We start from the raw sequence: 25616 nt of genomic DNA on the forward strand, positions 1-25616 counted from the left end.
GCGTGGCTTCGACAACCGATTCCGCACCGGGCTGGAAGCGAGCTAGAATTGACGGACAAGCGCGGACCCGGCAATCACCGGCGAGCTTCCGGAAGAAGGTCGGCCCCCACGGCGATCGGTAGAACCGGACGGGACGGCCCGTGACAGCCTGAATGAGCGGCTCGCCCGCCCGCAGTGTCCGCGTGTTGCGGCACCGCGGACGACGGCGGCAAGTGAGGTGGTACCGCGGGTCCAGGCCCCCGCACCCGGTCAGGCACCCGGGAGTGGAGACCATGGCATCCGTCCTCACGGCAGGACTCCTGCTCCACCCGCCGCCGCACACAGGATGAGAACGATGCCGCAGATCTACCCCAAAGCAAGCTCAGCACCCCCGACGGCTGTGTCCTCAGCAGCAGGGCCCGACGTCGATGCCGCGCACCTGACCACCGGCGCCTCACTGCGCCTGTCCGAGCTCGAGGAACGCGTCCTTGGCTACTGGCAGGAGGACAACACCTTCCAGGCCTCCATCGACGCACGCGATCCCGGCGTCGACGGCTCGAACGAGTTCGTGTTCTACGACGGACCGCCGTTCGCCAACGGCCTGCCCCACTACGGCCACCTGCTCACCGGGTACGCCAAGGACCTGGTGGCCCGCTACCAGACGCAGCGCGGACGCCGCGTGGAGCGTCGCTTCGGCTGGGACACCCACGGGCTGCCGGCCGAACTCGAGGCCATGAAGCAGCTCGGCATGACGGACAAGCAGCAGATCCTCGCCATGGGCATCGACAGGTTCAACGACGCCTCCCGTGCCTCGGTCATGAAGTACGCCGATCAGTGGCGCGACTACGTGACGCGCCAGGCCCGCTGGGTGGACTTCGACAACGACTACAAGACCCTCAACCCCGAGTACATGGAGTCCGTCCTCTGGGCGTTCAAGACCCTGCACCAGAAGGGCCTGACGTACAACGGCTACCGGGTCCTCCCGTACTGCTGGAACGACGAGACGCCGCTGTCCAACCACGAACTGCGCATGGACGAGGACGTCTACCAGGACCGGCAGGACCAGACCGTCACCGTCTCCTTCCCGCTCCGCGCGGGCGCCACAGAGCTGTCCCGGCAGCTCGCCGGCGTCGAGGCGCTGGCCTGGACCACGACACCCTGGACACTGCCGACCAATGCCGCGCTCGCCGTGGGCCCGGGCATCACCTACGTGGTGGTGGAAGGCGTGCGCAATGACGCTCCCGTCCGGTACCTGATCGCGGAGGACCTCCTCGGCAACTACGCGAAGGATCTCGGCTTCGCCGATCCCGCTGCCGCGCGTGAGGCCGTCACGTCCCGCCATCTCGGCGCCGAGCTCGAGGGGCTGGAGTACGAGCCGCTCTGGGACTACTTCGCCGACCCGGAGGAGGGCGGCTACCGGAATGCCTTCCGCATCCTCGTGGCCGATTACGTCACGACGACGGACGGCACCGGTCTGGTGCACCAGGCTCCCGCCTACGGCGAGGAGGACCAGGCAATCTGCGAGCAGGCCGGGATCCAGGTGATCCTCTCCGTCGACGAGGGCGCGAAGTTCCTGCCCCTGTTCGCGCGCGGTCCGTTGTCGGACATCGTCGGGCTGCAGGTCTTCGAGGCGAACCGGGTCATCACGCGCGTGCTGAAGTCCGCAGGGCGCCTGATCCGTCAGTCGAGCTATGTGCACAGCTACCCGCACTGCTGGCGCTGCCGCAATCCGCTCATCTACCGCGCGGTGTCCTCCTGGTACGTGGAGGTCACGAAGATCCGCGACCGCATGGTCGAGCTGAACCAGGACATCACCTGGATCCCGGGCAACGTGAAGGACGGCCAGTTCGGCACGTGGCTCTCCAACGCGCGCGACTGGTCGATCAGCCGCAACCGGTTCTGGGGCAGCCCCATCCCCGTGTGGCAGTCGGACGACCCCGAGTACCCGCGTACCGACGTCTACGGCTCGCTCGCCGAGCTGCAGGCCGACTTCGGCCGGTTGCCCGTCAACCACGACGGCGAGGTGGATCTCCACCGGCCGTTCATCGACGAGCTGACGCGCCCCAATCCGGACGACCCCACGGGTGCCTCGACCATGCGCCGGGTCGAGGACGTGCTCGACGTCTGGTTCGACTCCGGATCCATGCCGTACGCCCAGGTGCACTACCCCTTCGAGAACGAGCAGTGGTTCGACACCCACCACCCGGCCGACTTCATCGTGGAGTACATCGGCCAGACCCGCGGCTGGTTCTACATGCTGCACATCCTCTCCACCGCGCTGTTCGACCGGCCGGCCTTCCGCAACGTCATCAGCCACGGGATCGTCCTCGGCTCCGACGGCCAGAAGATGTCCAAGAGCCTGAGGAACTACCCCGACGTCTCCGAGGTCTTCGACCGTGACGGGTCCGATGCCATGCGCTGGTTCCTCATGGCCTCCCCGATCCTCAGGGGCGGCAATCTCGTGGTGACCGAGCAGGGCATCCGCGACGGGGTGCGCCAGGTCATCCTGCCGCTGTGGAACGTGTGGCACTTCTTCGGCCTGTACACGAATGCGGCTTTCGACGGCGCGGGCTACGAGGCGAGGACCGTCACCCCCGACGCCGCAGTGGCGCTCGCCGACCCGCTCGACCGGTACATCCTGGCCAACACCGGCAACCTGGTCCGCGATCTCACCGGTGCGCTGGGCGCCCTCACGATCAGCGACGCCTGCGAATCCCTCCGCCGTTATCTGGACACCCTGACGAACTGGTACGTCCGGCGCAGCCGCCAGCGGTTCTTCGACGAGGACACGGACGCGTTCGACGTGCTCTTCACGTGCCTGGAGACGGTGTGCCGGGTCGCGGCTCCTTTGCTGCCGCTGGTCACCGAGGAGATCTGGCGCGGACTCACCGGAGGCCGTTCGGTCCACCTGACGGATTGGCCCGACACGGCAGCATTCCCTGCCGATGCCGAGCTCGTGGACCGGATGGACCGTACGCGCCAGGTGTGCTCGGTCGGGTCCAGTCTGCGCAAGGCAGCCAACCTCAGGGTGCGGCTGCCGCTGCGCGAGCTGACCGTCGTCGCCCCCGATGCCCATGCCCTGGACGGTCAGTACCGCTCCATCATCGCCGACGAGCTCAATCTCAGGGACGTCCGCCTGGTCGATTCGGCCGACGCCGACCCGTCGGAGTTCGGCATCACCCAGCGCCTCGTGGTCGATGCACGCGCTGCCGGTCCCCGCCTGGGCAAGGACGTGCAGAGAGCCATCAGGGCCTCGAAGTCGGGGGACTGGCTGGTGGACGACGACGGCGGCGTCGTCGTCGACGGACTGACGCTCGAGCCGCACGAGTACACGCTCGACACCGTCGTGACGGGCACCGAGGCCGCGTCGAAGGCCGTCACCGTCCTCCCCGGCGGCGGGTTCCTCGTCCTCGACACCGAGGTCACCGAGGAGCTGGCCGCCGAGGGTACGGCGCGGGACGCGATCCGTGCGATCCAGCAGGCGCGCCGCGATGCCGAGCTGTCGATCAGCGACCGCATCAGCACGGTCATCGGGGTCGACCCGGCCCGTGCTGCGGCGCTGGAAGCCAATGCGGAGCTCATCAGGAGCGAGACCCTGACGCTCCAGCTGCAGGTCGACGCCGTCGAGGACGCCGACGGCGACTTCCGCATCGCCGTCGAGAAAGTCACCGTCGAGAAGCAGGAGTCCATCCATGGATGACACGAACGCAACCAGCGGCAGGGACAGCGGTAGCGGTGCCGGGAACGAGAACCGTAGCGATCACGATGCGTTCTCGGTCGAGAGCGTCTACGCCGAACTGCTCGGTCGTGCGCCCGAGAACAAGATGGAGCCCCGGCTGGCTCCGCTGCACCGGGCCATGGAGATCCTCGGTGAGCCGAACCGGGCCTTCCCGATCATCCACCTCACCGGTACCAACGGGAAGACGTCCACGGCGCGGATGATCGAGAGCATCCTGCTGGCCCACGACCTGCGTACCGGTCGCTACACCAGCCCCCACCTGTCCCGTGTGACCGAGCGCATCAGCATCGACGGGGAGCCCGTGCCCGACGAGACCTTCGTGCGGGTCTGGGACGAGATCAAGCCCTACCTGGACATCGTGGACTCCGAACTGCTCGACGCCGACGAGCCGCGCCTGACCTACTTCGAGTGCATCACCATCCTCGCGTTCGCGATCTTCGCCGACGAACCGATCGACGTCGGCGTGATCGAGGTGGGGCTCGGCGGGATCACCGACGCCACCAACGTGGGCGATGGCCAGGTTGCCGTCGTCACGCCGATCTCCCTCGACCACACGGATCTTCTCGGGGACACCGTGGAGCAGATCGCGCTGGAGAAGGCCGGCATCATCAAGTCCGGCGCCTTCCTCGTGAGTGCCGTCCAGCCCCGCGATGCTGCGCAGGTGCTCCTCGAACGGGCACAGGAGGTCGGCGCCGAGTTCCGCTTCGAGGGCATCGAGTTCGGCGTCGAATCGCGGTCCATCGCCGTCGGCGGGCAGGTCGTGTCGATCACCGGGCTCGCCGGCCGCTACGGCGAACTGCTGGTGCCGCTGCACGGCGAGCACCAGGCCGAGAACGCGGCACTGGCCGTCGCCGCCGTGGAGGCCTTCCTCGGCGGGGGAGAGCGAGAGCTGGACACCACGCTCGTGCGGAACGGACTGCGCGCGGTCACGTCCCCCGGACGACTCGAGGTGGTCCGTACCGCGCCGACCATCATCGTCGACGCCGCCCACAACCCTGCCGGTGCCCGCGCGGCAGCAAAAGGCATCAAGGATGCCTTCGACTTCACCCGCCTCGTCCTGGTCATCGGTGCTCTGCAGGACAAGGATGCGGCTGGAATGCTCGCCGAACTCCATGAGGAGCTGGCCGGGACACTCGAGGACGTCTGCCTCACGCAGTCCACGTCACCGAGGTCCGTACCGGCCGCCGAGCTCCTGCAGGCGGCTCTGTCCGCCGGCTTCGCGGAGGAGAACATCAATATCGCCCCCGGCCTCGACGATGCACTCGAATGGGCGGTGATGAAGGCCGAGGAGAACAACGATCTCGCCGGGGGGATCCTCGTGACCGGCTCCGTCACCGTGGTCGGCGAAGCCCGGACGCTGCTGGGGAAGTAGGCAGAACATGGCACGTATGACGAAGGCGCAACGCGAGTGGCGCCCCGGAATGCCCAGGAAGCGCCGATCCACGAAGGTCCTCTTCGCCTCGACCGTGCTCGCACTCGAGGCGTTCGTGGTGTTCTTCGCGACGCTGGCCGTGTTCGGACTGCGGAGCGACGAGATCGATCCCGTCCTCATCCTGACCTCGGGGCTGATCCTGAGTGTGGTGCTCGTCCTGACCTGCGCGGTCGTCACGAGAGCGTGGGGGATCGGTCTTGGCTGGGTACTGCAGCTGGTGATCATCGCCGGCGGGTTCCTGGAACCGGCCATGTTCCTGGTCGGCGCCGCGTTCGCGGTGACCTGGTGGTACGGGCTCCGCCAGGGCCTACGCGTGGATCGGGAGAACGCGGAGCGCGACCGGCTGCAGGCCGAGTGGGAGAGGGCCCACCCCGAGTAGTGCGTGCCTCCTCGGTAGAATCGACTGCAGCATCCCATCAATCGCGTCGTCATCGATGACGCAGAGCCAGGAGAATTCATGAGCACCGAGCAGACCCTTGTCCTCGTCAAGCCCGACGGCGTGTCCCGCGGACTCACCGGCACCATCCTGGCGCGGATCGAGGCCAAGGGCTACAGCATCGTGGAACTCAGGCAGCTGCGTGCCACGCGCGAGCTGCTCGAGCAGCACTACGCCGAGCACGCCGGCAAGCCCTTCTTCGAGCCTCTCGTCGAGTTCATGCTCGGCGGGCCGATCGTCGCGGCGGTCTTCGAGGGCCAGCGCGTGATCGAGGGTTTCCGCTCGCTCGCAGGCAGTACCGAGCCGACGACGGCAGCGCCGGGCACCATCCGCGGCGATCTCGGGCGCGACTGGGGTGTGAGCGTCCAGCAGAATCTGGTCCACGGCTCGGATTCGGCCGAATCCGCGGAGCGTGAGATCGGCATCTGGTTCGCCTGACGCCCAGCGGCAGATATATCGTGTGCCCGGGGCAACTGTGTTGGTAGGTTAGGGCCATGACGACTTACCGCAGACTGGGTTCCTCCGGACTCAGCGTTTCCTCCGTCGGACTCGGGTGCAACAATCTGGGCCGAGCGGGCACCGCCTCCGAGTCGCAGGAGGGGACCGACGCCGTCGTGCATGCAGCGATCGACGCCGGGATCACGCTCTTCGACGTGGCCGACGTCTATGGCAGGGAACCGGGTGTGAGCGAGCTCCAGCTCGGCAGAGCACTGGGAGGCAGGCGCGACGACGTCGTCCTCGCCACGAAGTTCGGGCTCGACATGGGAGGGGTCAACGGGCCGGACTGGGACGCCCGCGGATCCCGCCGCTACATCGTGCGTGCTGTCGAGGCCTCCCTGCGCCGGCTCGGAACCGAGTGGATCGATCTGCTGCAGTACCACACCCCGGACGTGCTCACGCCGGTCGAGGAGACCCTGGCGGCTCTCGACGACCTGGTGACCAGTGGCAAGGTGCGCTACCTCGGGCACTCCAATTTCGCGGGCTGGCAGATCTCGGAGGCGGAGTTCACCGCCCGCAGCGGTGGCTACACGCCGTTCATCTCGGCACAGAATCCGTACAGCCTGCTGGACCGGCGACTGGACACGGAGGTCGTCCCGGCCGTCGAAGCCTACGGGCTCGGCATCCTGCCGTACTTCCCGCTCGCCAACGGTCTGCTGACCGGAAAGTACCGCCGGAACGAGGTCCCGGAGGGGAGCCGGCTGACCCACTCGCGGAAGAACCTGCTGGACACCGTCGACTGGGACCAGCTCGAGGCCTTCTCCCGCTTCGCCTCCGAGAGGGGCGTCAGCGAGGTCCAGGTGGCGTTCGGGTGGCTGCTCGCCCAACCCTCGGTCGGCTCGGTGATCGCGGGAGCCACCTCGCCCGGGCAGGTACGGCAGAATGCAGCCGGGGCAGACTGGGTACCGTCGGAGGAGGATCTGACGGAGCTGGACCGTATCTTCCCCAGCCCCGCAGCCTAGGCAGCGCAGGAAGAAGGAGGGCCGGCAGCACCGGCCCTCCTCCCGTTCCGTCGTTGTGGGTGTCAGCCCTGGAGGCCGGCCACGAAGTCGGGGTTCTCCTCCAGCCACTGGTCGACGGCTTCGGCCTCCTGGCCCGGACCGAACTCGTTGACCACGAGGTCCTCGAGCTGGCCGTACTGCTCGTCGTCCAGCGTGAAGTTGGCCATCATGTCAGCCACCTCGGGGAAGTCCTCGGCGAATCCCGTGCGTGCCAGGGTGTGCAGGCCCTCCACGGGACCGAGTGCACCCTCGGGATCCTCGAGATCCTTGATCGGGAACGCGCTGTTGGCCCAGAACGGCTTCCACAGGGTCACCACGATGTCCTCCTCGGCGTCGATCGCGCTCTGCAGTTCGGTGAGCATCGCCGTTGTGGAGGACTCGACCAGCTCGTAGTCGTCCTCGAGACCGTAGGTCGGCATGACGCTGTCCTTGGTCACGCCCGTCAGCCCTGCACCCGGCTCGATGCCGACGATCCGGCCGTCGAACTGATCGGCATTGCCCGTCAGATCGGCGACCGAGTCGATGTCGGTGTACTCCGGGACGGCGAAGGTGAGCTTCGCGTTGTCGTAGTAGGTACCGAGATCCTCGATGTCGTCCCCGTACTCCTCCATGTACTTGACATGGGTCGCATCGGGCCAGCCCGACGGGTAGACGTCGACGTCGCCGTTGGACAGGCCGGTGTACAGTGGGGCGGCCTCACTGAGCTCGGTGATCTCCACCTCGAATCCTTCGTCCTCGAGGATGTCCTGCCACAGGTAGGCCGTGCTCAGACCGTCGGTCCAGGAGGGGATGATGCCCAGGGTGATGGTCTGGGTCTCCTCCGTGGAGCCGGTCTCGCCGGCGCTCTCGGAGCTGTCCGCTCCGCAGGCGGTGGCGCCCAGGGTCAGGCTCAGGAGCGCGGCGAACAGTCCGAGATTTCGTACATTCGTCTTCTTCGTCATCGTTCTTCTTCCTTTTCTCATCGGAGGGAACCGGGGTGAACGGTGCCCCTGAAGTAGCTGGAGGATCAGGTACGGCTGCCTGCCGGGACGGGAGCAGCCGTCGTGCCGGAACGGCCGAGGATGCGGCCGAGGGCGCCCGAGATGCGTCGTGCTCGGGTTGCTGCCCCGCCGCCGACGGCGGCCGTGGTGCGGTCCAGGTAGATGGCCAGGGCGACGACCGACAGGCCCGCCTCGAAGCCCAGACCGATGTCGAGCTGCGAGATGGAGGAGGTCACGGCGCCGCCGAGGCCTCCGGCGCCCACGAGTCCGGCGATCACCGCCATCGACAGCGCGAGCATGATCACCTGGTTGACCCCGGCCATGATGGTGGGCAGTGCCAGCGGTAGCTGGATCCCGCGCAGGATCTGCCCCGGGGAGCTGCCGAACGCGTGGCCGGCCTCGACGACCTCGGCATCGACCTGTCGGATCCCGAGTTCGGTGAGGCGGACTCCGGGCGGAAGCGCGAAGATGATGGTGGCGACGACACCGGGTCCGACGCCGATGCTGAACAGGGTCACCATGGGCACGAGCCAGACGAACGCGGGCATGGTCTGCATGAGGTCCATCACCGGACGTACGGCGTTGCTCACCGAGTCGGAGCGTGCCGCCGCCAGTCCGAGCGGAACGGCGATGACGAGCGCGATGACGGTGGCGACGAGTACCAGGGCCAGCGTGGTCATGGCGTTCTCCCACTGGTCGACACTGATGATGAAGGCCAACCCGATGAACGATACGACGCCGAACTTCCAGTTCTTGACCAGCCAGGCAAGGGCTGCGAACAGAACGACGAGGATCAGGGGCGTAGGAGCGTTGAGGACATCGGCGAGAGTCTCGGTGGCACCGGAGACGGCGTCGCTGACCAGGTCGAAGAACGCCCCCAGGTTCTCGTTCACCCAGTCGAAGACCGCCTCGATGCCGTCGCCGACCGGCACCCGGGGTACTCCGGTCTCCTCGAACTGACTGGTAGGTACACTCATGCCATCACCTTCTGCTCGGGTCCGACGTGTTCGACGACGGTCGTGGGATCGCCGAGGGCGTTCAGGAGCGTGACCCGGGGGACCACGCCGCGGAGCTTGCCGTGCTCGTCGACCACGGCCAGCGCGGCCGGGCTCTCAGCGGCGGCGCTGATCAGATCGGACAGTGTGGTGTCCAGACGCACGGTCGTCGCGCTGCGGAGCACGCCGTCCAGATCGTCGGTGCCCTGCTGCACTGCCTCGGCCACCTCGTGTTCGTGGACGATGCCGTGGAGGGTCTTGTCACGGCCCACCACCATGAGGCTGGAGAGCTGGTTCTCGCGCAGGAGCCTGTGGGCTGCTCGCGGCCCCTGCTCGCTTCCCAGTAGGGCGACAGGTGCCTCCATGATGGCGGATGCGGTGAGTACCCGTGTACGGTCCACATCCTGGACGAACTGTGCCACGTAGTCGTTGGCCGGGTCGTTGAGGATCTGCTCCGTCGTGCCGATCTGGACGATCCTCCCGTCGCGCATCATGGCGATCCTGTCACCCAGGCGCATCGCCTCGTTGAGATCGTGCGTGATGAACAGGATGGTCTTGCCGAGTTGGTGCTGCAGATCCACCAGTTGGTCCTGCATCTCGCGCCGGATCAGGGGGTCGAGCGCACTGAAAGCCTCGTCCATGAGCATGACATCCGTTTCGGCCGCGAGCGCCCGGGCGAGGCCCACCCGCTGGCGCATGCCACCGGAGAGTTCTCCGGGAAGAGAGCCTCCCCAGCCTTCCAGTCCCACCAGCTGCAGCGCGACGTCGGCCTTCTTCTCGCGCTCAGAGCGGTTGAGCCCCTGCACCTTGAGCCCGTAGGCGGCATTCTCGCCGACCGTGCGGTGGGGGAGCAGCGCGAAGTGCTGGAAGACCATGCTGACCTTCTCCCGACGTACGCGTCGGAGGTCCTTGCCTCGGAGGCGCGTGATGTCCTCACCCGCAACGCTCATCGAGCCCGCCGTCGGCATGAGAAGGCCGTTCACCATTCTGATCAGGGTCGACTTCCCGGAACCGGAGAGCCCCATCACCACGAAGATCTCGCCTTCGCCGACGTCGAAGCTGGCGTCCATGACCGCAGGGGTCAGTCCGTCCTTGCGCAGGTCGTCACGGGTCGCACCGGAGCGCAGTCTTTCGACACCACGCTCGGGCTTGTTTCCGAAGATCTTGAAAATCTCGTGGGACTGGATCATTGGCACGAATATCTCACTCCTCGAGCTGCATCGTTGTTCCGTGTGCTGCACCTTGAATGGCTCGGAGCCGATCCGCTGATGACCATTCGGCGTCGTCGCAGGGCCTTCCCGGACCCGGATACAGACCGAGGAGTCAATATACCCCTGGGAGAAGCATCCTCTCTTGACCTGAAAGGGCTCTTGCCGATATGCCGATCCTCGCGAGGAACCGACGAGAATGCGTGTGAGCGCAGCTCCACGGCGGGTTCCCGGGGATTCCGGCACCTTCGGCCGCCCGGTCCCGAGCCCTGGACCAGCGCCGAAATAGGTATCGACTTGTTACCGGCGCGGGCCGCACCCGGTCCTCAGCCCTCCAGCTCGGCGGCCTTCCGTTCCATGCGGCGCTGTGGAAGAAGCCACAACAGGGCGACGGCGGCATAGACCGCCAGCCCGAGCCATGGCTGGATCAGGGTTGCTCCCATTCCGGTGAGATAGAGCACCGGGGAATACTTTCCTTTCCGCTCACCACGCAGCGCCTGTGCGAGATCTCCGTCAGGGCCGTCCTGGCGCACCAGGGCCATGCGCAGGAGCTGGAAGGCGACGGCGGCCAGCAGCAGATCGAGGCCGTAGATCAGGACCGGCACCTGGGCGAACTCGTTCTGCTGCATCCACCTGGTGCTGAACGGAATCAGCGAGAGCCAGAAGAGGAGGTGGAGATTGGCCCACAGCACCGTCCCGTCGACCTTGCCTGCGAGCTGCACCAGGTGATGGTGGTTGTTCCAGAAGATACCGACATAGACGAAGCTCAACAGGTAACTGAGGAAGATCGGCAGAACCTGCCGCAAACCGTCCCAGGTGGGCTCCTCCGGAGCGGTCATCTCGAGCACCATGATGGTGATGACGATGGCCAGCACGCCGTCGCTGAATGCCTCGACGCGGCTCGTGTTCATGCTGCTGTGCCTTTCCGCGGGCCGGTGCTCGAGACGTGCCGGATGTTACCCGTTCAGGCGGTCCATCCAGTCGGACGGGACCTTGCCGGCCGGTCCCGGCACGGGCTGCGAGGTGGGATGTGCGCGCGGCTCCGCGAGATCTGGTCCGTCGAAGCTCTGCCCGGTGTCGGCGTTCCAGAACCAGGTCTCGCCCGGTTCGAAGCTCGTCAGGACGGGGTGCCCGGCGGTGTGCGCGTGGCGCGTACCGTGCCGGGCCGGCGAACTGTCACAGCAGCCGATCTGTCCGCACTGTGCACAACGGCGCAGATGGAACCACCATCCTTCGCCGTCGCCAGCGAGGCACTCGGCACACCCCGTGCCGCTGGGTTCTGCTGAGGGGTCGATATGGTTCGACGTCGTTGAATCCATGACTGATCCTTCGTGAGTGGGTGGTGCATGGCACGCGTGGACCCGGCTCGTGCCGGCTGCGCGTCCTGCAGGATGATTTTACGCGGCGTGCGTCGGGTTCATGACACGAACGCCTCGTCGGACCACTGGGCGAAGGAGGTCCAGTGCATGTCCGGGTAGGTGGCACGAAGCTGCGCGAGATCGATCCGGTAGCCGGGATCGAGCAGGAACTCCCACATCGCTCTCATGTCCGCATTTCCGCTCGCGCTGAGCGGCGTCCTCTCATGGCGCACAGGGTGCCCGCTTGCCGCCGTCAGAGCCTCGGCCATGAGATGCGGGGTCGGTGCATCGCTTGCGAGCTCGATCCGAGTTCCTGTGAAGGGCTGCGGATCGAGCAGGACGGTGGCCGCGAACCGGCCGAGATCCGCACGAGCCAGCTGGTGCAGCGGGCGGTCGTCAGGCAGGGGAAGTTCGAGGACGCCGTCGCGGATCTGCTCCTCACCCCCGAGTGCGTTGTCGAAGAAGTACGCCGGCCCGAGAATCGTGGAGGGGACGGCCGAGGCGATGAGCTCGGCCTCGATCACCGCCTTGCTCTCGAAGTGCGGTACACCGCTGTCCTGCTGTGCGCCCGCGACCGAGCTGAACACCAGGTGCGGCACCGTCGCCTTCCCGGCTGCCGCGATGATGGCCCGGCCCTGGGCGACCTCGGCGTGGGTTCCGCTCTCGAAGGGTGTGGTGACGGCGAACGCCGACCGTACCCCGCGCATGGCCCGGGTCAGCGACGCGGTGTCGTCCAGGGAGCCCGCGACGACGTCGACACCCCGCCGCGCGAGGGCGCGCGCCGACGCGGATCCCGGCGTCCTGACCAGGGCGCGCACCGTGGTCCCTCGGGCGATCAGGGCAGCGGCGACGGCGCCACCCTGGCCGCCGGTTGCTCCCAGCACCAGGACGGGCGCGTCAGCCGAGCTCACGAATTCTCCTGCGCGGCGTCGTCGACGGTCGGCTCAGGAATCGTCGTCCGGACGATCGGCGAACACGCCCTCGAGCATCCCCGTCGCCTGACCGATCTCGATGAGATAGCCGTCCGGATCGCGCAGGTAGCACCGGATCTCGGCCTTGCGATCCAGCGGTTCGGTGAGGAACTCGGCGCCCTTCGCCGTGGCGGCCTCGTAGAACGCCGCAATGTCCGCGACGCGCACATTGAGGAAGGAGGTGATGGGATCGCCGTCCTCCGGTGCTCTCAGGCTCACGTCGGGCTTGTCCGGGGTGGGGCCGCCGCCCGGGTTCATGATGATCCAGCTGTTGGCCACTTTCACCATGCCCGGGTTCTCCCGCAGCACGACCTCGCCGCCGAAGATGTCCGCGTAGAACGCACGTGAGCGCTCCACGTCGCGGACGGTGATGTAGTGCGCCAGGGTGATGCCCTGTTCGGGAGCCGGCAGGTCTTCTCGGTTCATGGTGCAGTTCCCTTCCATTGGATGCACGTGCACGTCGATGACGCTGATCCAACCGTACGTCAGCGCCGACCGGAGGTCGAAGCGCGTCCACTGCAGGACGGAGCTTGCCGTGACGTTGCCGGGGCTTGTCGCCGTGGCGGAGGAGACCGGCATCCTCCAGCCGGAGTCACTCAGGTTGTCGGAGCCTCACCCCTGGTGGAACGGCTTGCCGTTCACGCGTTCGGAGGCGCCCACGCGGTCGAGGTAGGGCGTGATGCCGCCGAGGTGCATGGGCCATCCGGCGCCCATGATCATGCACAGATCGATGTCCTCGGGCGCGGCCACCACACCCTCGTCGAGCATGCGCCCGATCTCGTCGGCGAGGCCGTCCTGCGTCCGCCGGAGGACCTCCTCCGCGGTCGATGGGGTGTTCCCGCGGTCCATGAGGGCCAGCGTGGCATCCGGCACCTCGTACGAGCCGTCCTCCTGCTTCTCCCACAGGCCCTTGATCCCCGCGTCGATCAGCTTCTGCTGGTTGGCCGAGACGTGGAAGCGGTCCCCGAACGCCGCATGCAGGGACTCCTGGACGTGCTGGCCGACGGGCAGGCCCACCAGGGCGAGGAGCCTGAACGGCGACATGGGCAGACCCATGGGTCGTAGTGCGGTGTCAGCCGTCGCCGCATCGGTGCCTTCGTCGAAGACGGCGGTGATCTCCCCGAACATCCGGCCGAGGATACGGTTCACCACGAACGCGGGGGCATCCTGGACCAGGACCGCGTTCTTCTTCAGGCCCCTGGCGACCACGAAGGCCGTGGCCAGGACGGCGTCGTCCGTCCTGGGTGCGCGCACCACTTCCAGCAGCGGCATGGCCGCCACCGGGTTGAAGAAGTGGAAGCCGACCACGCGCTCGGGGTGCTCGAGGTCCGCTGCCATCTCCGCGACCGAGAGCGACGACGTGTTGGTCGCCAGGATGCACTCGGCAGAGACGACGGCCTCCACCTCGGCGAAGACCTGCTTCTTGACGGACATCTCCTCGAAGACCGCCTCGATCACGAAGTCGGCGTCCGAGAAGGCGTCCTTCGACACGGAGCCGGTCACGAGGTCCCGGGTGCGGTTCGCCGCGTCCCGGGAGATGCGTTTGCGGTCGAGCAGTTTGTCGATCTCGGCGTGGACGTGGCTCACGCCCTTGTCCACCCGGGCCTGGTCGATGTCCGTCAGGACCACCGGTACCGTGAGCTGGCGTGCGAACAGGAGCGCCAGCTGGCTGGCCATCAGACCCGCGCCGACGACCCCGATCTTGGTCACGGGGCGTGCGAGCTTCCTGTCCGGTGCACCCGCCGGGCGCTTCGCGCGCTTCTGCACCAGATCGAGGAAGGCGTACACCGTGGCGTGGAACTCGGCCGTCTGCATCAGCTCGGCCAGTGCAGTGCACTCGGCCGCCGCCGATTCCTGCCGCGACAGATGCAGCCCCGCCTCGAACAGGTCCAGCACGCGTGACGGCGCTGGTGCGGCGTTGCCGGTCTTCGCCTCGACGAAGGCGCGTCCGGCCGCGACAGCTCCCGCCCAGGTGCCGGCGTCGTAGTCGGCGAGCTCGCTGCGCCGCCGTTCCACGGTCTCCCGTGCCGCCGGATCCTGCAGCACGCGTGCCGCCCAGAGCAGGGACTGCTCGAGATAGTCGGCGGGTTCGAAGAGGGCATCGGCGATGCCCAGGTCGTAGGCCTCCGTGCCGCTGAGGCTCCGGTTGTTGCTCAGGGGGTTCTCGATCATGACCTTGACCGCGTTCGCGGGTCCGATCAGGCGGGGCAGGCGGTAGACCCCGCCCCAGCCCGGGACGAGCCCGATGAAGGCTTCGGGGAGACCGATCCCCTTGGCTCCGGTGGAGACGGTGCGGTAGTTCGCGGCCAGTGCCACCTCGAGGCCTCCGCCGAGGGCGACGCCGTTGATGAACGCGAAGCTGGGTACCCCCATGTCGGCCAGAAGATCGTACGCTTCGTGCCCGAGTTCGGCCATGAGTTTGCCGAGGTGCTCGGACTGCACACTCTTGACAGTGCTGAGATCAGCTCCGGCGACGAGGAAGTAGGGCTTGCCCGTGACGGCCACCGCGGTAATCTCGCCGTCGGCCACGCGATCCTTCAGACCCTCGAGGGTGCGGCCGAACTCGATCAGGGTGGTGGGCCCGAGCGTGGTCGGCCTGCTCTGGTCCAGATCGTTGTCCAGGGTGATCAGGGCGAGCACGCCGGCGTCGTCGGGCAGATCGATGTCCTGGACGTAGGAGTGGGTGACGATCTCCGCGGGGAAGAGTGCGGCCAGTTCGTCGTAACGTTCGAAGCTCATGCTGCATCCTGTCCGTAGCGTTCGTGGTGCGGGTTCTCCCAGATGACCGTGCCGCCCATGCCGAGTCCGATGCACATGGTGGTCATGCCGTAGCGCACGTCAGGGTCCTCCTCGAACTGGCGCGCGAGCTGGTTCATCAGCCGGACACCGGAGGACGCCAGCGGGTGGCCCACCGCGATCGCCCCGCCGTAGCGATTGACGCGCGGGTCCTCGTCGTCGATGCCGAAGTGGTCGAGGAAGCTCAGGACCTGGACGGCGAAGGCCTCGTTGATCTCGAAGAGGCCGATGTCGTCGATCTCCAGCCCGGCCTGCCGGAGCGCCTTCTCCGTGGCTGGAACGGGGCCGATGCCCATGACCTCCGGTTCCACGCCCGCGAAGGCATAGGCGACCAGGCGCATGCGGACCGGCAGACCGAGTTCGGCAGCAGCATCCGCCGAGGCGAGCAGGGCCGCCGTGGCGCCGTCGTTCAAGCCCGCCGCGTTGCCCGCCGTCACCCTGCCGTGGGCTCGGAACGGAGTGCGGAGGCTTGCGAGGTCCTCCATCGTGGTACCGGGGCGAGGTGGCTCGTCGGCGGTGTTGAGCGTCCAACCGGAACCGGCCTTCTTGCCCGCGACCGGTACGAGATCGGGCTGGATCTGTCCGGCGTCGTAGGCCCCGGCGAGTTTCTGCTGGCTACGGACGGCGTAGGCATCCGTGCGTTCCCTGGTGATGCCGGGGAAGCGATCGTGCAGATTCTCCGCCGTGTTGCCCATGTTCAGCGCCGCAGGATCCACGATCCGCTCCGCCACGAAGCGCGGGTTCGGGTCGGCGCCGGAGCCCATCGGGTGGTTGCCCATGTGCTCCACGCCGCCTGCGATCACGACGTCGTAGGCACCGAACGCGATGCCGGACGCCGTCGTGGTGACAGCTGTCATGGCGCCGGCGCACATCCGGTCGATCGCGAAGCCGGGAACCGTGCGCGGCAGTCCCGCCAGGAGGGCGGCCGTGCGGCCGATCGTCAGGCCCTGGTCGCCCGTCTGCGTGGTGGCCGCGATGGCCACGTCGTCGATGCGCTCCGCCGGCAGGGACGGATTGCGGCGCAGCAGCTCCCTGATGCTCTTGACCACGAGGTCGTCGGCACGCATTCCGGCATAGATGCCCTTCTCGCCTGCTCGTCCGAAGGGGGTTCGTACTCCGTCGACGAAGACGACGTCGCGCACCGTTCTCGACGTGCTCCGCGTGGACGTGGTGCCGGTTTCTGCGCTCACCTGTGCTCCTCCTTGAGATCTCGATCCGCGACTATGTTACTGATCAGTAACATAGCGTGCAAGCAGGCACGCCGGTCGAGCCCCGCTCAGACCACGGGAGCCTCGGAGCTGCCCTCCTGCGGCTTGTCCGAGTGCGTCCTGTCGGCCGACGTCTTGTCCGTCAACGGTTCGGGATCGAGAAAGGCCACGGTGATGATCGCGGCGACCTGCTGGATCTGCCACGGGCGGGCACCGAGCTCGGCCAGTGCCGCGGAGACGGAATCGAGCGTTATCTCAGCGGGGGGACGCCAGGCGATCCGGCGCAGGTGGTCCGGGGTCAACAGATTCTCCAGCGGCATACCGAGCGTCCGGGCGCGCTCGGCCACACGCGGGCGGGCGGTCTGGAGCCTGGCTGCGGCCTCCGGGTCCCTCTCGGGCCACATGCGTGGCGGCGGTGGCGCATTCGTCGGGACGTGGAGCGGCGGCAGCTCGGTCAGCTTCCTCGCCTCGTTGATGGACCGGAGCCACCGCGGGGCTTCCCGCTGGGCGGCCCGGCCGTGGAACCCTCTGGTGGCGAGCAGCTGCGGCACGGTGCCGGGCATCGCCTTCGCCGCGGCGATGATCGCGGCATCCGGGATGAGGCGCCCGGGGGCGACGTCCCGGCGTTGGGCCAGGTCCTCGCGTTCGCACCACATCAGGCGCACGGCAGCGAGTTGGCGTCTGTCCCTCAGCTTGTGCAGACCCGAGGTCCGACGCCAGGGATCGACCCGCGGTTCTGCCGGGGGAGTCGACCGGATGTGCTCGAACTCTTCCTCCGCGATGGCGAGCTTGCCGTCCCGGAAGAGCAGTTCGGCCAGCTTGTCGCGCAGTTCCACCAGGACCTCGACGTCGAGCGCTGCGTAGCGGAGCCAGGGTTCGGGCAAGGGCCGCGTGGACCAGTCGGCGGCGGAGTGCTCCTTCGCCAGGGTGAAGCCGAGCTGGGATTCGACGACCGCGGCGAGACCAACGCGTGGCAGGCCGGCGAGTCGGGCCGCGAGTTCGGTGTCGAACAGTCTGCTCGGATGCATCCCGAGTTCCGCCAGGCCGGGAAGGTCCTGGTTGGCGGCGTGCAGAACCCATTCGACACCGTCGAGTGCCTCGCCGATGATGCGCAGGTCCTCGAAGGGTTCGGGATCGATCAGCCAGGTGCCGGCGCCCTCACGCCGGATCTGGACGAGGAAGGCGCGCTGGCCGTAGCGGAAGCCCGAGGCTCGTTCCGCGTCGACGCCGGCTGCGCCCGTGCCTGCGGCGAGGGCAACTGCCGCCCGTTCCAGACCGGCCCGGGTGTCGATCACGAACGGCACGCCATCCCGGGGTTCGGCCAGCAGGGGAAGAGCGGGGGTGATGTCGGAATCGACGGCGGCGCCAGTGGGATCGGCGTTGTCCGACTGTTCGGAGGTGTGGGCACTCATGGTCGTTGCAGTCTATCCCCGTCGCTCCGGAGCCGGTCCGGCGGCGCAGGACGCTCGCACCGGCCCCCCGGGTACTACTGCCGCGTGGATCCCGAAGCGACCGGTGGGGGTGGATTCACCTCGGACGTGGCGCCCAGGGCGGGGTGTGCCTCTCCGGCGTTCGTGGGTACGACGGGTGCATCGGGCGCCGGCTCCGTGGGAGCAGTCACGGCTGAACGGCGCTTCTTCCGGCCGCGCCTGCTTCCGCGCCCGTAGACGAGGTACATGGTCAGGCCCATCACGATCATGAGCAGCACGGTGTACACGAAGGTGTTGGCGACGGCATTGACGTCCGCGCCGCCCTCGGTGTTGGCCTTGATCTGCAGGCCGAGGGGTTGGTAGAGCGGGTGGGCGAGGAAGACCGCGGTGTCGTAGTCGTCGAGCTGGCTGTTGAAGTTCAGCGCGGCGATCGCCGCAGCCGTCGGCAGGACCGCCGGCAGCAGGATCCGGCGGAACGTGTACAGGGCTCCCGCTCCCATGATCGTCGCCGCCTCCTCCATGGACTCGTTGACCGAGGAGAACGCGGCCTTGAGCATGCGCAGGGTGAACGGGATCTTCACGACGACGAAGGCGACGAGGAGGATCACCGTCGTCCCGCTGAGCACGGCTCCCCCAAGGAGCGGACTGGGTTCGTCGTACGTCATGACGAGTCCCAGGGCGATCATGGCGGCGGGAAGGATCCAGGGGATGTGCAGCAGGTACTCGAACGTGGTCGTGAGCCCCGTGCGGTACTTCTGGATGATCCGGGTGACGAACAGGAGACCGCCGACCGTGATGATCGCGGACAGGCCGCTGTAGACGATGCTCACGATGAACGGTCGCAGGACCGATCCCTGCGAGAGGACGCGCGTGTAGTTCTCGAGGGTGAAGCGGTCCGGGGAGAGCACGCCGGCACTGATCGACGCACTGTCCATGAAGGAGTACAGGAAGATCAAGACCAGGGGCGAGATGTAGATGACGAAGAGGACGTAGGCCACCACGTGGACGACGACGTTCACCACCGGGTTGGAGATGCGCTGCTTCTGCAGGGGGGCTGCGACCCTGGCGACTGTGTGGTAGGTTCCGCCGCGCTCGAGCCTGGACATGATGGCGAGCATGATGATGGTCGCCGCGCCGAGGACGAGAGCCAGCAGGGCAGCGATGTCGCGTGAGGACGAGCTGTTGGCGAAGGTCAGGATGATGGGCGTGATGGTCTGGAAGTCCTCTCCGCCCAGCACCTGCGGCGCACTCAGGGCACCGAGCCCGACGAGGAAGGAAAGGATGGTGACCGCGAACAGGGTCGGTTTGAGGACGGGGAGCACCACTCTGCGCAGGATCGTCCAGTCCGACGCGCCCATGTTCCGCGCGGCCTCGATGGTCTGGAAGTCCACGTCGCGGATCGCGTTCCCGAGGAAGAGGAGGTGGTTGGTGGTCGAGGCCAGGGTCATGACGAAGAGGACCGCGAAGAAACCGCTGAACCAGTCCCTGTCCAGACCGGGGAAGTAGGGCGCGATCAGCTCCGTGACGATGCCGTCCGACCCGTAGATGAACTTGTAGCCCGCGGCCAGGACGATCCCGCCGAACAGGAAAGTGGTCGCGTAGCCGAGCCAGAGGATCCGCGAGCCCCGGATCCGGAAGTACTGGGTCACCAGGACGACGAAGATCCCCACGACGTTCACGGTGATCGAGAGCACCACTGCGAGGAGGAAGCTGTTGGCCAGCGACCTCATGGCCCGGTCCGAGGACAGGAGGCGCTCCACGGCGCGCCCGGTGAACTCCCCGCCGGGGAAGAAGGTCTCGGCGAGCAGATTCAGATTCGGCCAGAGCAGGAATGCGGCACTGAACCAGGTGAGGATGATCAGGGTGACCACCACGAGCGGAGACCTCAACATCCGCGAGGCTGAGCGGGTCCTCATGCGGTGGCCTGATACTGCAGGACATGCGCGGGATCGACGCGCAGGTGCACCGGGTGGCCGATGTCCAGTGTGGACGCCCCGATCTCCTTCACCAGGACCTTCACGTCGGAGTCGTGGCTCCGCACGGTGTACCGGCTGTGCTGCCCGTGGTAGCTCCGCGCGACGATCCGGCCCTCGAGCGAGACCGTGCTTCCGGCCGGATCCCGCTGCTGGGCACCTGTCGGTGCGCCGGCGCGGTCCTCGAGGAGAACTTTCTCCACCCGCAGATACGAGAGCCGGGATGGGTCCAGCCGCGAAGGGGAGTGGTCCGTGAGACGGGAGACGAGCTCGGGACCGAGTTTGGTGCTGTCCCCGATGAACGTGCAGACGAACTCGGTGGCGGACTTCTCGTAGATCTCCTGCGGCGTGCCGATCTGTTCCACCCGGCCCCTGTTGAAGACCGCGATGCGGTCGCTCATGGTCAGCGCCTCGTCCTGATCGTGTGTGACGTAGACTGTGGTGATCCCCGACTGCACCTGGAGGTCCTTGAGTTCCACGCGGAGCTGCTGCCTGAGCTTCGCGTCCAGGTTGGACAGCGGCTCGTCCAGCAGGAGGATCTTGGGCTTGAGGACCAGCGCCCGCGCGATGGCGACCCTCTGCTGCTGCCCGCCCGAGAGGTCGGCGACGTTCTTGTCCAGCTGGTCGTCGGAAAGGTCCACGCGCCGGGCGATGTCGGTCACGAGCGTGCGCCGCTCGTCCGCGCTCGTCCTGCGCACTTTCAGCCCGAAGGCGATGTTCTCCCTGACGCTCATCGAGGGGAAGAGCGCATAGTTCTGGAAGACCATGCCCACACCGCGCTTGTCGCTCGGCAATGTCGTGACGGCCCTGCCGTCGATGTAGATATCGCCCGAGGTCGGGCTCACCAGGCCCGAGAGGGTTCGCAGGGCTGTCGTCTTGCCACAGCCCGACGGACCGAGCAGCGTGAAGAACTCGCCCTCCGACACGTCCAGATCCAGCTCGCTGATGGCGGTGACGTCGTCGAAGACGACCTTGATGTTGTCGAAGCGGATCATGGTGCGGTCCTTCCGAAGCAGCGTGTGACGGGCCGCTACGGCATGTACTCGAGTTCGATCTTCTCGACCCATGAGTCGAGATTCTCCTGGACGAAGCCGTAGTCGATGTCCTGCCGGGTGAACTGCTCGTTGAACTCGATCACCTCCGGTGGCGCCTGCTCGAGGGCCACCTCGTTGACCGGAAGAGCATCGAACTCCGCAGCCCAGCGGCCCTGGACGTCGCCGCTGCCGAACCAGTCGATGAACTCCTTCGCGGTGTCCTGGTTGTCGGATCCCCTCACCACGGCCACCTGCTCGACGGCGTAGGGGACGCCGACCTCGGGACTGACCACTCCTGCTGTCACATCGTAGGCCTCCTCCCGTCCGGGAATGGAGGAGGAGGGCATCTGGCCGAGGTCCACGTCACCCTCGGCGAACCGCGCGAAGAGATCCACGTCCTTCTCGGCCGGAACACCGTTCTGGAAGTACTGCTCGATCTGCTGCCAGCCCTCGTCGCTCACACCGAGATCGCCGTTCTCGTCCTGATAGCGGCTGAGGATGCCGGCCATCACGAGCTGCGTCGTCGCACCGGCCATGCTGCTGGCCCGCTCGTACCGGTCGCTGTACCGATCGTCGGTCCACAGATCGGGCCAGTCCTCGGGGGCCTCGGAGACCGCGTCCTCGTTGTACGTCAGGACGATGGCCTGCTGGACCAATGGCCAGTACGCCTTGTCGTCGTCCGGATCGGCGAGGGTCTCGTCCACCTCACCGGACCATGCGGGTGTGTAGGGCTCGAGCACGTCCTCGCTCTTGAGCTGTTCGTAGTACACGTTGTTCAATCCGAAGACCACGTCCGCGATCGGATTGTTCCGCTCCGCGATCAGCTTGTTCGTCGCATCCGCACCACCGGCGCCGACGATCTCGATGTCGAAGCCCTCCGCCTCCGCTTCGGCCTGGAGCCATTCGCCCCGGCCCTCGGAATCCGAGTTCGTGTAGACGATGAGCGGTTCACCGGCTTCGTCGTTGGCACCGGCCCCGTCGGAGGATCCGCCGCAGGCGGTGAAGAGGAAGGCTGCGGATGTCGCGAGCGCGATACTCATGAATTTTCTGGACAACGCGGGGCTCGATTCCCTAGTAGCAACACTGCTTGCACCAACATCGCACACAATCGGCTTCTGCGCCCGCTTTTTCTGCCATGAATCCGCGTCGGTCCTGTCGCCCGGCAGCAGCGCCGCCTGCCCGCCCGAGGACGCGGGCAGGTGTCAGGCCGCGGCTTCCCTGCGGATCGCCTCGACGAACCTGTCGACGTCGTCCTCCGTGGTGTCGAACGAGCACATCCAGCGCACCTCTCCCGCGGCCTGGTCCCAGTCGTAGAACCGGAAACTCTCGCGGATGCGCTCTGCCGCGCCCGGTGGGAGGATCGCGAAGACGGCGTTCGCCGTCGTCTCCTGGGTCAGCGTCACACCCTTGATCCCGCGGACCCCCTCGGTCAACCGGGCGGCCATGGCATTGGCGTGCGACGCCGAGCGCAGCCACAGATCGCCCTCGAGGAGGGCGATCAGCTGGGCGGAGAGGAAACGCATCTTCGAGGCGAGCTGCATGTTGAGCTTGCGCAGGTAGTCCAGCCCGGTCGAAGCCTCCGGGTTGAGCACGACGACGCACTCGCCGAACATGAGGCCGTTCTTCGTACCGCCGAAGGAGAGGATGTCCACCCCGGCGTCCCGGGTGAAGGCCCGCAGCGGCTCACCGAGGGCGGCAGCGGCATTGGCGAGGCGTGCGCCGTCCATGTGGACTGTCATGCCCCTGGCATGGCAGTGGTCGGCGATGGCTTTGATCTCGGCCACCGAGTACAGCGTGCCGAGCTCGGTGGTCTGGGTGATGGACACCGCCAAGGGCTGGGCGCGGTGTTGATCTCCCCAGCCCCACGCTTCCCGGTCGATGAGTGCCGGGGTCAGCTTCCCGTCCGGCGTCGGGACGGTGAGCAGTTTGATACCGCCCACGCGCTCGGGTGCGGCGTTCTCGTCCACATTGATGTGGGCGGACTGCGGGCAGATGACAGCACCCCAGCGCGGCAGGAGCGACTGCAGGGAGAGCACGTTGGCGCCGGTGCCGTTGAAGACGGGGAAGATGGAGATGCCCTCGCCGAAGTGGTGCTCCATCACCTCCAGCAGCCGGGCCGTGTACTGGTCCTCGCCGTAGGCCACCTGGTGCCCCTCGTTCGCAGCAGCCAGCGCCGTGAGTATCTCGGGATGCACACCCGAGTAGTTGTCGGATGCGAAGCTGCGCAGGGTGCGGTCATGCAGGGCAGCAGGGGCCTGGTTCGCAGCGGAAGCATCCGCAGCGGATAGATCTAGAGTGTCGGTCACGGGATCATTATCCCCGATCTAACCCTGCGCGGCGTCGATGCGGGCGCCGTTGACCTCGTCGGCCGGAGAATCCAGAAGGGAGGTGAGAGTCTCCGCGAGGTCATCGACGTGCGTGAACCCGGGGAAGGACCGCTCCGGATGCTCGGCCCGCATGGCGTCGTCCACCAGCGCCTTCACCACGATCGCGGTGGACGCTGCGTCGACGCCGTCCTTCGTGAAGCCCTGCGCCACGGCCTGCAGCCACGCGTCGACCGATGCCTTGACCGCCGCGTAGGAGGCGGCCGCCGCCGTCGGCGCAGCGACCGCCGTCGCGGAGACCGCGGCGAGCCTGCCGCCTCGTTCTGCAAGCTGGTCGTAGAACGCCCGGCTGGTGTTGAACAGGGTGACGAACACCGAGCTGTGGAGGAACCCGTAGTCCTCCGCGGTCTGGGTGGTGATGCCCTTGCTGCCGCGCCATCCGCCCACGAGGTGGAAGAGCCCGTCGGCACCCCCGTGCTCCTCGCGCACCTGGTCGGCGAGTGCGATGACGGCGGCCTCGTCCGTCAGATCGCACACGCGGCGGTGCACGTCATCGAGCCCCGCGTAGGCCGCAGCCAGACGACCGGCGTCCGAGCCGATGGCGACCACCGTCACGCCGTCGCGTAGCAGGCGGCGGCTGAGTGCGGTCCCCGAGGCGCTCGTGGCCCCGGCGACGACCACCGTCCGGCCTTCCTCCGAGGCACTCATGCGGACTCCGCCGTGATGCCCGCGGTGGACTCGATGACCGGCTTCATCTTGCGATCCAGCGCCTCGAAGAACATGGAGAGCGGGAACTCGTCGTCGAGCACGGCGTCCGTGAGTGCCCGCGGCGGGCCGGTGAGATCGAGTGCGTCCGCGCCCTTCGCCCAGACCGAGGCCGGGTGTGGCGTGACGGTGGCCGAGACGAGATCGTACGCCGCGAGCCAGTGGGCGATTTTCGGCCGGTCGATGGAGCGCCAGTACAGCTGCTCGATCTGCTCGCCGAGGGCGACGACGACGTCGGCCGCCTCGTCCCAGTCGATGGTCAGTTTGGTGTCGGTCCAGTGCAGTACGCGGTGCTGGTGCATCCAGGCGAACAGGAGCTGACCTCCCAGACCGTCGTAGTTGCGGACGCGGCTGCCCGTGATGCTGAAGCGGAAGATGCGGTCGAAGATGACCGCGTACTGCACGAGCTTCGCGTGCCGGCGCGCCTCGGGGGAGGCGTCGTCGTCCTTCTCGATCTTCACCGATTCGCGGAACGCCGTGAGATCGCAGCGCAGTTCCTCGAGGGAGTAGAGGAAGAACGGCATGCGCTGCTTGATCATGAAGGGGTCGAAGGGCAGGTCTCCGCGCATGTGGGTGCGGTCGTGGATGAGGTCCCACATCACGAAGGTCTCCTCGGTGAGCTGCTGGTCCGCGAGGAGTTCCAGGGCGTCGGCGGGCAGGTCCAGCCGGGTGATGTCGGCCGCAGCCCTGACCACGCGGCGGAACCGTGCGGCTTCGCGGTCGGCGAAGATGGCGCCCCAAGTGAACGTCGGCGTGGAGCTGACGGCGACGGTCTCGGGGAACAGGACCGCCGAGTTGGTGTCGTAGCCCTCGGTGAAGTCGAGGAAGCGGATGGGGACGAACAGGGCATTGGAGTAGTCGCCGGCCTCGAGCTCGGCGATGAACTCCGGCCACAGCACCTCGATGAGCACGGCTTCGACGAATCTGTCGGTGCTGCCGTTCTGCGTGTACATGGGGAAGATGACGAGGTGCTGGAGTCCGTCGGTGCGGTGCTGCTGTGGTTGGAAGGCCAGCAGCGGCTCCAGGAAGTCTGGCACCGCGAACGCGCTGGTACGCCAAGCCTCGAAAGCGGTCACGGTGCGCTCGAGGTATTCGGCATCGTGGGGGAAGAGGGGTGCCAGATCCTGTACTGCCGCGGTGATGGCGCTTGTCAGCTCAGCCGCCCTGGCGTGGTGTTCCGGTTCGGGGATGGAGCCGTCCTTGACCTGCAGCTGACGCAGTTCGTGCACTGTCGTCTTCAGCGTCAGCCAGGCCTGCGTGGTCTGGGGGTCGTTCTGAACCTGGTCCAGCGTGGTGACAGTCATGGGTTCTGCTTCCTCCGGGATGCCGTCGTCGATCGTTGAACCGAGCGTAGCAACCCAGTAGATCTACTTATACTCGGATGCTCCTCCTTAAAGCATTGCTTATCCTCGATGAGCCAGACCAGCGTCAGTGGATCAGCGTCTCTGGCGCAGCACAGGAAAGGGCCGACCTGCAGGCCGGCCCTTTC

At 67.1% G+C, this 25616-nt stretch carries 21 protein-coding genes; 5 read left to right on the forward strand and 16 right to left on the reverse strand.

From position 1 onward, the window contains the following. Positions 1-325: 325 nt before the first annotated feature. From ileS to E8P82_RS06075, 5 genes are all read left to right on the forward strand, one after another. Complete coding sequence (gene ileS, locus E8P82_RS06055) at positions 326-3679, forward strand: isoleucine--tRNA ligase (RefSeq protein ID WP_136453599.1); 3354 nt, start codon at positions 326-328, stop codon at positions 3677-3679. After that, entirely contained in the window at positions 3672-5090 is a 1419-nt protein-coding gene (locus tag E8P82_RS06060) for a bifunctional folylpolyglutamate synthase/dihydrofolate synthase (protein ID WP_136453600.1), read from the forward strand. The genes ileS and E8P82_RS06060 overlap by 8 nt, the downstream gene beginning before the upstream one ends. A 7-nt stretch (positions 5091-5097) precedes the next feature. Continuing rightward, the gene (locus E8P82_RS06065) at positions 5098-5529 is read left to right on the forward strand and encodes a DUF4233 domain-containing protein (RefSeq protein WP_136453601.1); all 432 of its coding nucleotides are present in this window, start codon (positions 5098-5100) and stop codon (positions 5527-5529) included. Between the two features lie 78 nt (positions 5530-5607). Continuing rightward, positions 5608-6024: a nucleoside-diphosphate kinase gene (gene ndk / locus E8P82_RS06070; RefSeq protein WP_136453602.1), complete on the forward strand. Its 417-nt coding sequence runs from the start codon at positions 5608-5610 to the stop codon at positions 6022-6024. A 56-nt stretch (positions 6025-6080) separates the two neighbouring features. Further along, positions 6081-7046, forward strand: a complete 966-nt coding sequence (locus E8P82_RS06075) for an aldo/keto reductase (protein ID WP_136453603.1) — start codon at positions 6081-6083, stop codon at positions 7044-7046. Positions 7047-7108: 62 nt separating this feature from the next. On the opposite strand, the gene E8P82_RS06080 is transcribed toward E8P82_RS06075, so the two are convergent. From E8P82_RS06080 to E8P82_RS06155, 16 genes are all read right to left on the reverse strand, one after another. Next, a complete protein-coding gene (locus E8P82_RS06080; RefSeq protein WP_136453604.1) occupies positions 7109-8026 on the reverse strand; it encodes a glycine betaine ABC transporter substrate-binding protein in 918 nt (305 codons plus the stop codon). Positions 8027-8091: 65 nt separating this feature from the next. Then, complete coding sequence (locus E8P82_RS06085) at positions 8092-9042, reverse strand: ABC transporter permease (protein WP_136453605.1); 951 nt, start codon at positions 9040-9042, stop codon at positions 8092-8094. Then, positions 9039-10250, reverse strand: coding sequence for a quaternary amine ABC transporter ATP-binding protein (locus tag E8P82_RS06090; protein ID WP_211096814.1), 1212 nt, complete (start codon positions 10248-10250; stop codon positions 9039-9041). The genes E8P82_RS06085 and E8P82_RS06090 overlap by 4 nt, the downstream gene beginning before the upstream one ends. 344 nt (positions 10251-10594) lie before the next feature. Further along, entirely contained in the window at positions 10595-11179 is a 585-nt protein-coding gene (locus E8P82_RS06095; protein WP_136453607.1) for a TMEM175 family protein, read from the reverse strand. 45 nt (positions 11180-11224) lie between these two features. Further along, positions 11225-11587: a UBP-type zinc finger domain-containing protein gene (locus E8P82_RS06100; RefSeq protein ID WP_136453608.1), complete on the reverse strand. Its 363-nt coding sequence runs from the start codon at positions 11585-11587 to the stop codon at positions 11225-11227. A gap of 98 nt (positions 11588-11685) precedes the next feature. Further along, complete coding sequence (locus tag E8P82_RS06105) at positions 11686-12537, reverse strand: NmrA/HSCARG family protein (protein WP_136453609.1); 852 nt, start codon at positions 12535-12537, stop codon at positions 11686-11688. A 33-nt stretch (positions 12538-12570) separates the two neighbouring features. Further along, entirely contained in the window at positions 12571-13176 is a 606-nt protein-coding gene (locus E8P82_RS06110; protein ID WP_246021006.1) for a VOC family protein, read from the reverse strand. Between the two features lie 33 nt (positions 13177-13209). Continuing rightward, the gene (locus tag E8P82_RS06115) at positions 13210-15336 is read right to left on the reverse strand and encodes a 3-hydroxyacyl-CoA dehydrogenase NAD-binding domain-containing protein (RefSeq protein ID WP_136453610.1); all 2127 of its coding nucleotides are present in this window, start codon (positions 15334-15336) and stop codon (positions 13210-13212) included. Next, a complete protein-coding gene (locus tag E8P82_RS06120; protein ID WP_246021014.1) occupies positions 15333-16583 on the reverse strand; it encodes a thiolase family protein in 1251 nt (416 codons plus the stop codon). Before E8P82_RS06120 ends, E8P82_RS06115 begins: the two co-directional genes overlap by 4 nt. Before the next feature lie 86 nt (positions 16584-16669). Continuing rightward, complete coding sequence (locus E8P82_RS06125; protein WP_136453611.1) at positions 16670-18013, reverse strand: HRDC domain-containing protein; 1344 nt, start codon at positions 18011-18013, stop codon at positions 16670-16672. A 74-nt stretch (positions 18014-18087) separates the two neighbouring features. Then, entirely contained in the window at positions 18088-19947 is a 1860-nt protein-coding gene (locus E8P82_RS06130) for an ABC transporter permease (protein WP_136453612.1), read from the reverse strand. Next, entirely contained in the window at positions 19944-20999 is a 1056-nt protein-coding gene (locus E8P82_RS06135; RefSeq protein WP_136453613.1) for an ABC transporter ATP-binding protein, read from the reverse strand. Before E8P82_RS06135 ends, E8P82_RS06130 begins: the two co-directional genes overlap by 4 nt. Positions 21000-21034: 35 nt before the next feature. After that, positions 21035-22078: an extracellular solute-binding protein gene (locus E8P82_RS06140; protein ID WP_136453614.1), complete on the reverse strand. Its 1044-nt coding sequence runs from the start codon at positions 22076-22078 to the stop codon at positions 21035-21037. Between the two features lie 162 nt (positions 22079-22240). Next, positions 22241-23281, reverse strand: a complete 1041-nt coding sequence (locus tag E8P82_RS06145; RefSeq protein ID WP_246021044.1) for a threonine aldolase family protein — start codon at positions 23279-23281, stop codon at positions 22241-22243. An 81-nt stretch (positions 23282-23362) separates the two neighbouring features. Beyond that, entirely contained in the window at positions 23363-24070 is a 708-nt protein-coding gene (locus E8P82_RS06150) for an SDR family NAD(P)-dependent oxidoreductase (RefSeq protein WP_136453616.1), read from the reverse strand. Further along, entirely contained in the window at positions 24067-25431 is a 1365-nt protein-coding gene (locus tag E8P82_RS06155; RefSeq protein WP_136453617.1) for a DUF6421 family protein, read from the reverse strand. The genes E8P82_RS06150 and E8P82_RS06155 overlap by 4 nt, the downstream gene beginning before the upstream one ends. Positions 25432-25616: the final 185 nt, after the last annotated feature.

It is taken from the genome of Arthrobacter echini, assembly GCF_004803505.1.
Classification (GTDB): Bacteria; Actinomycetota; Actinomycetes; order Actinomycetales; family Micrococcaceae; genus Arthrobacter_D; species Arthrobacter_D echini.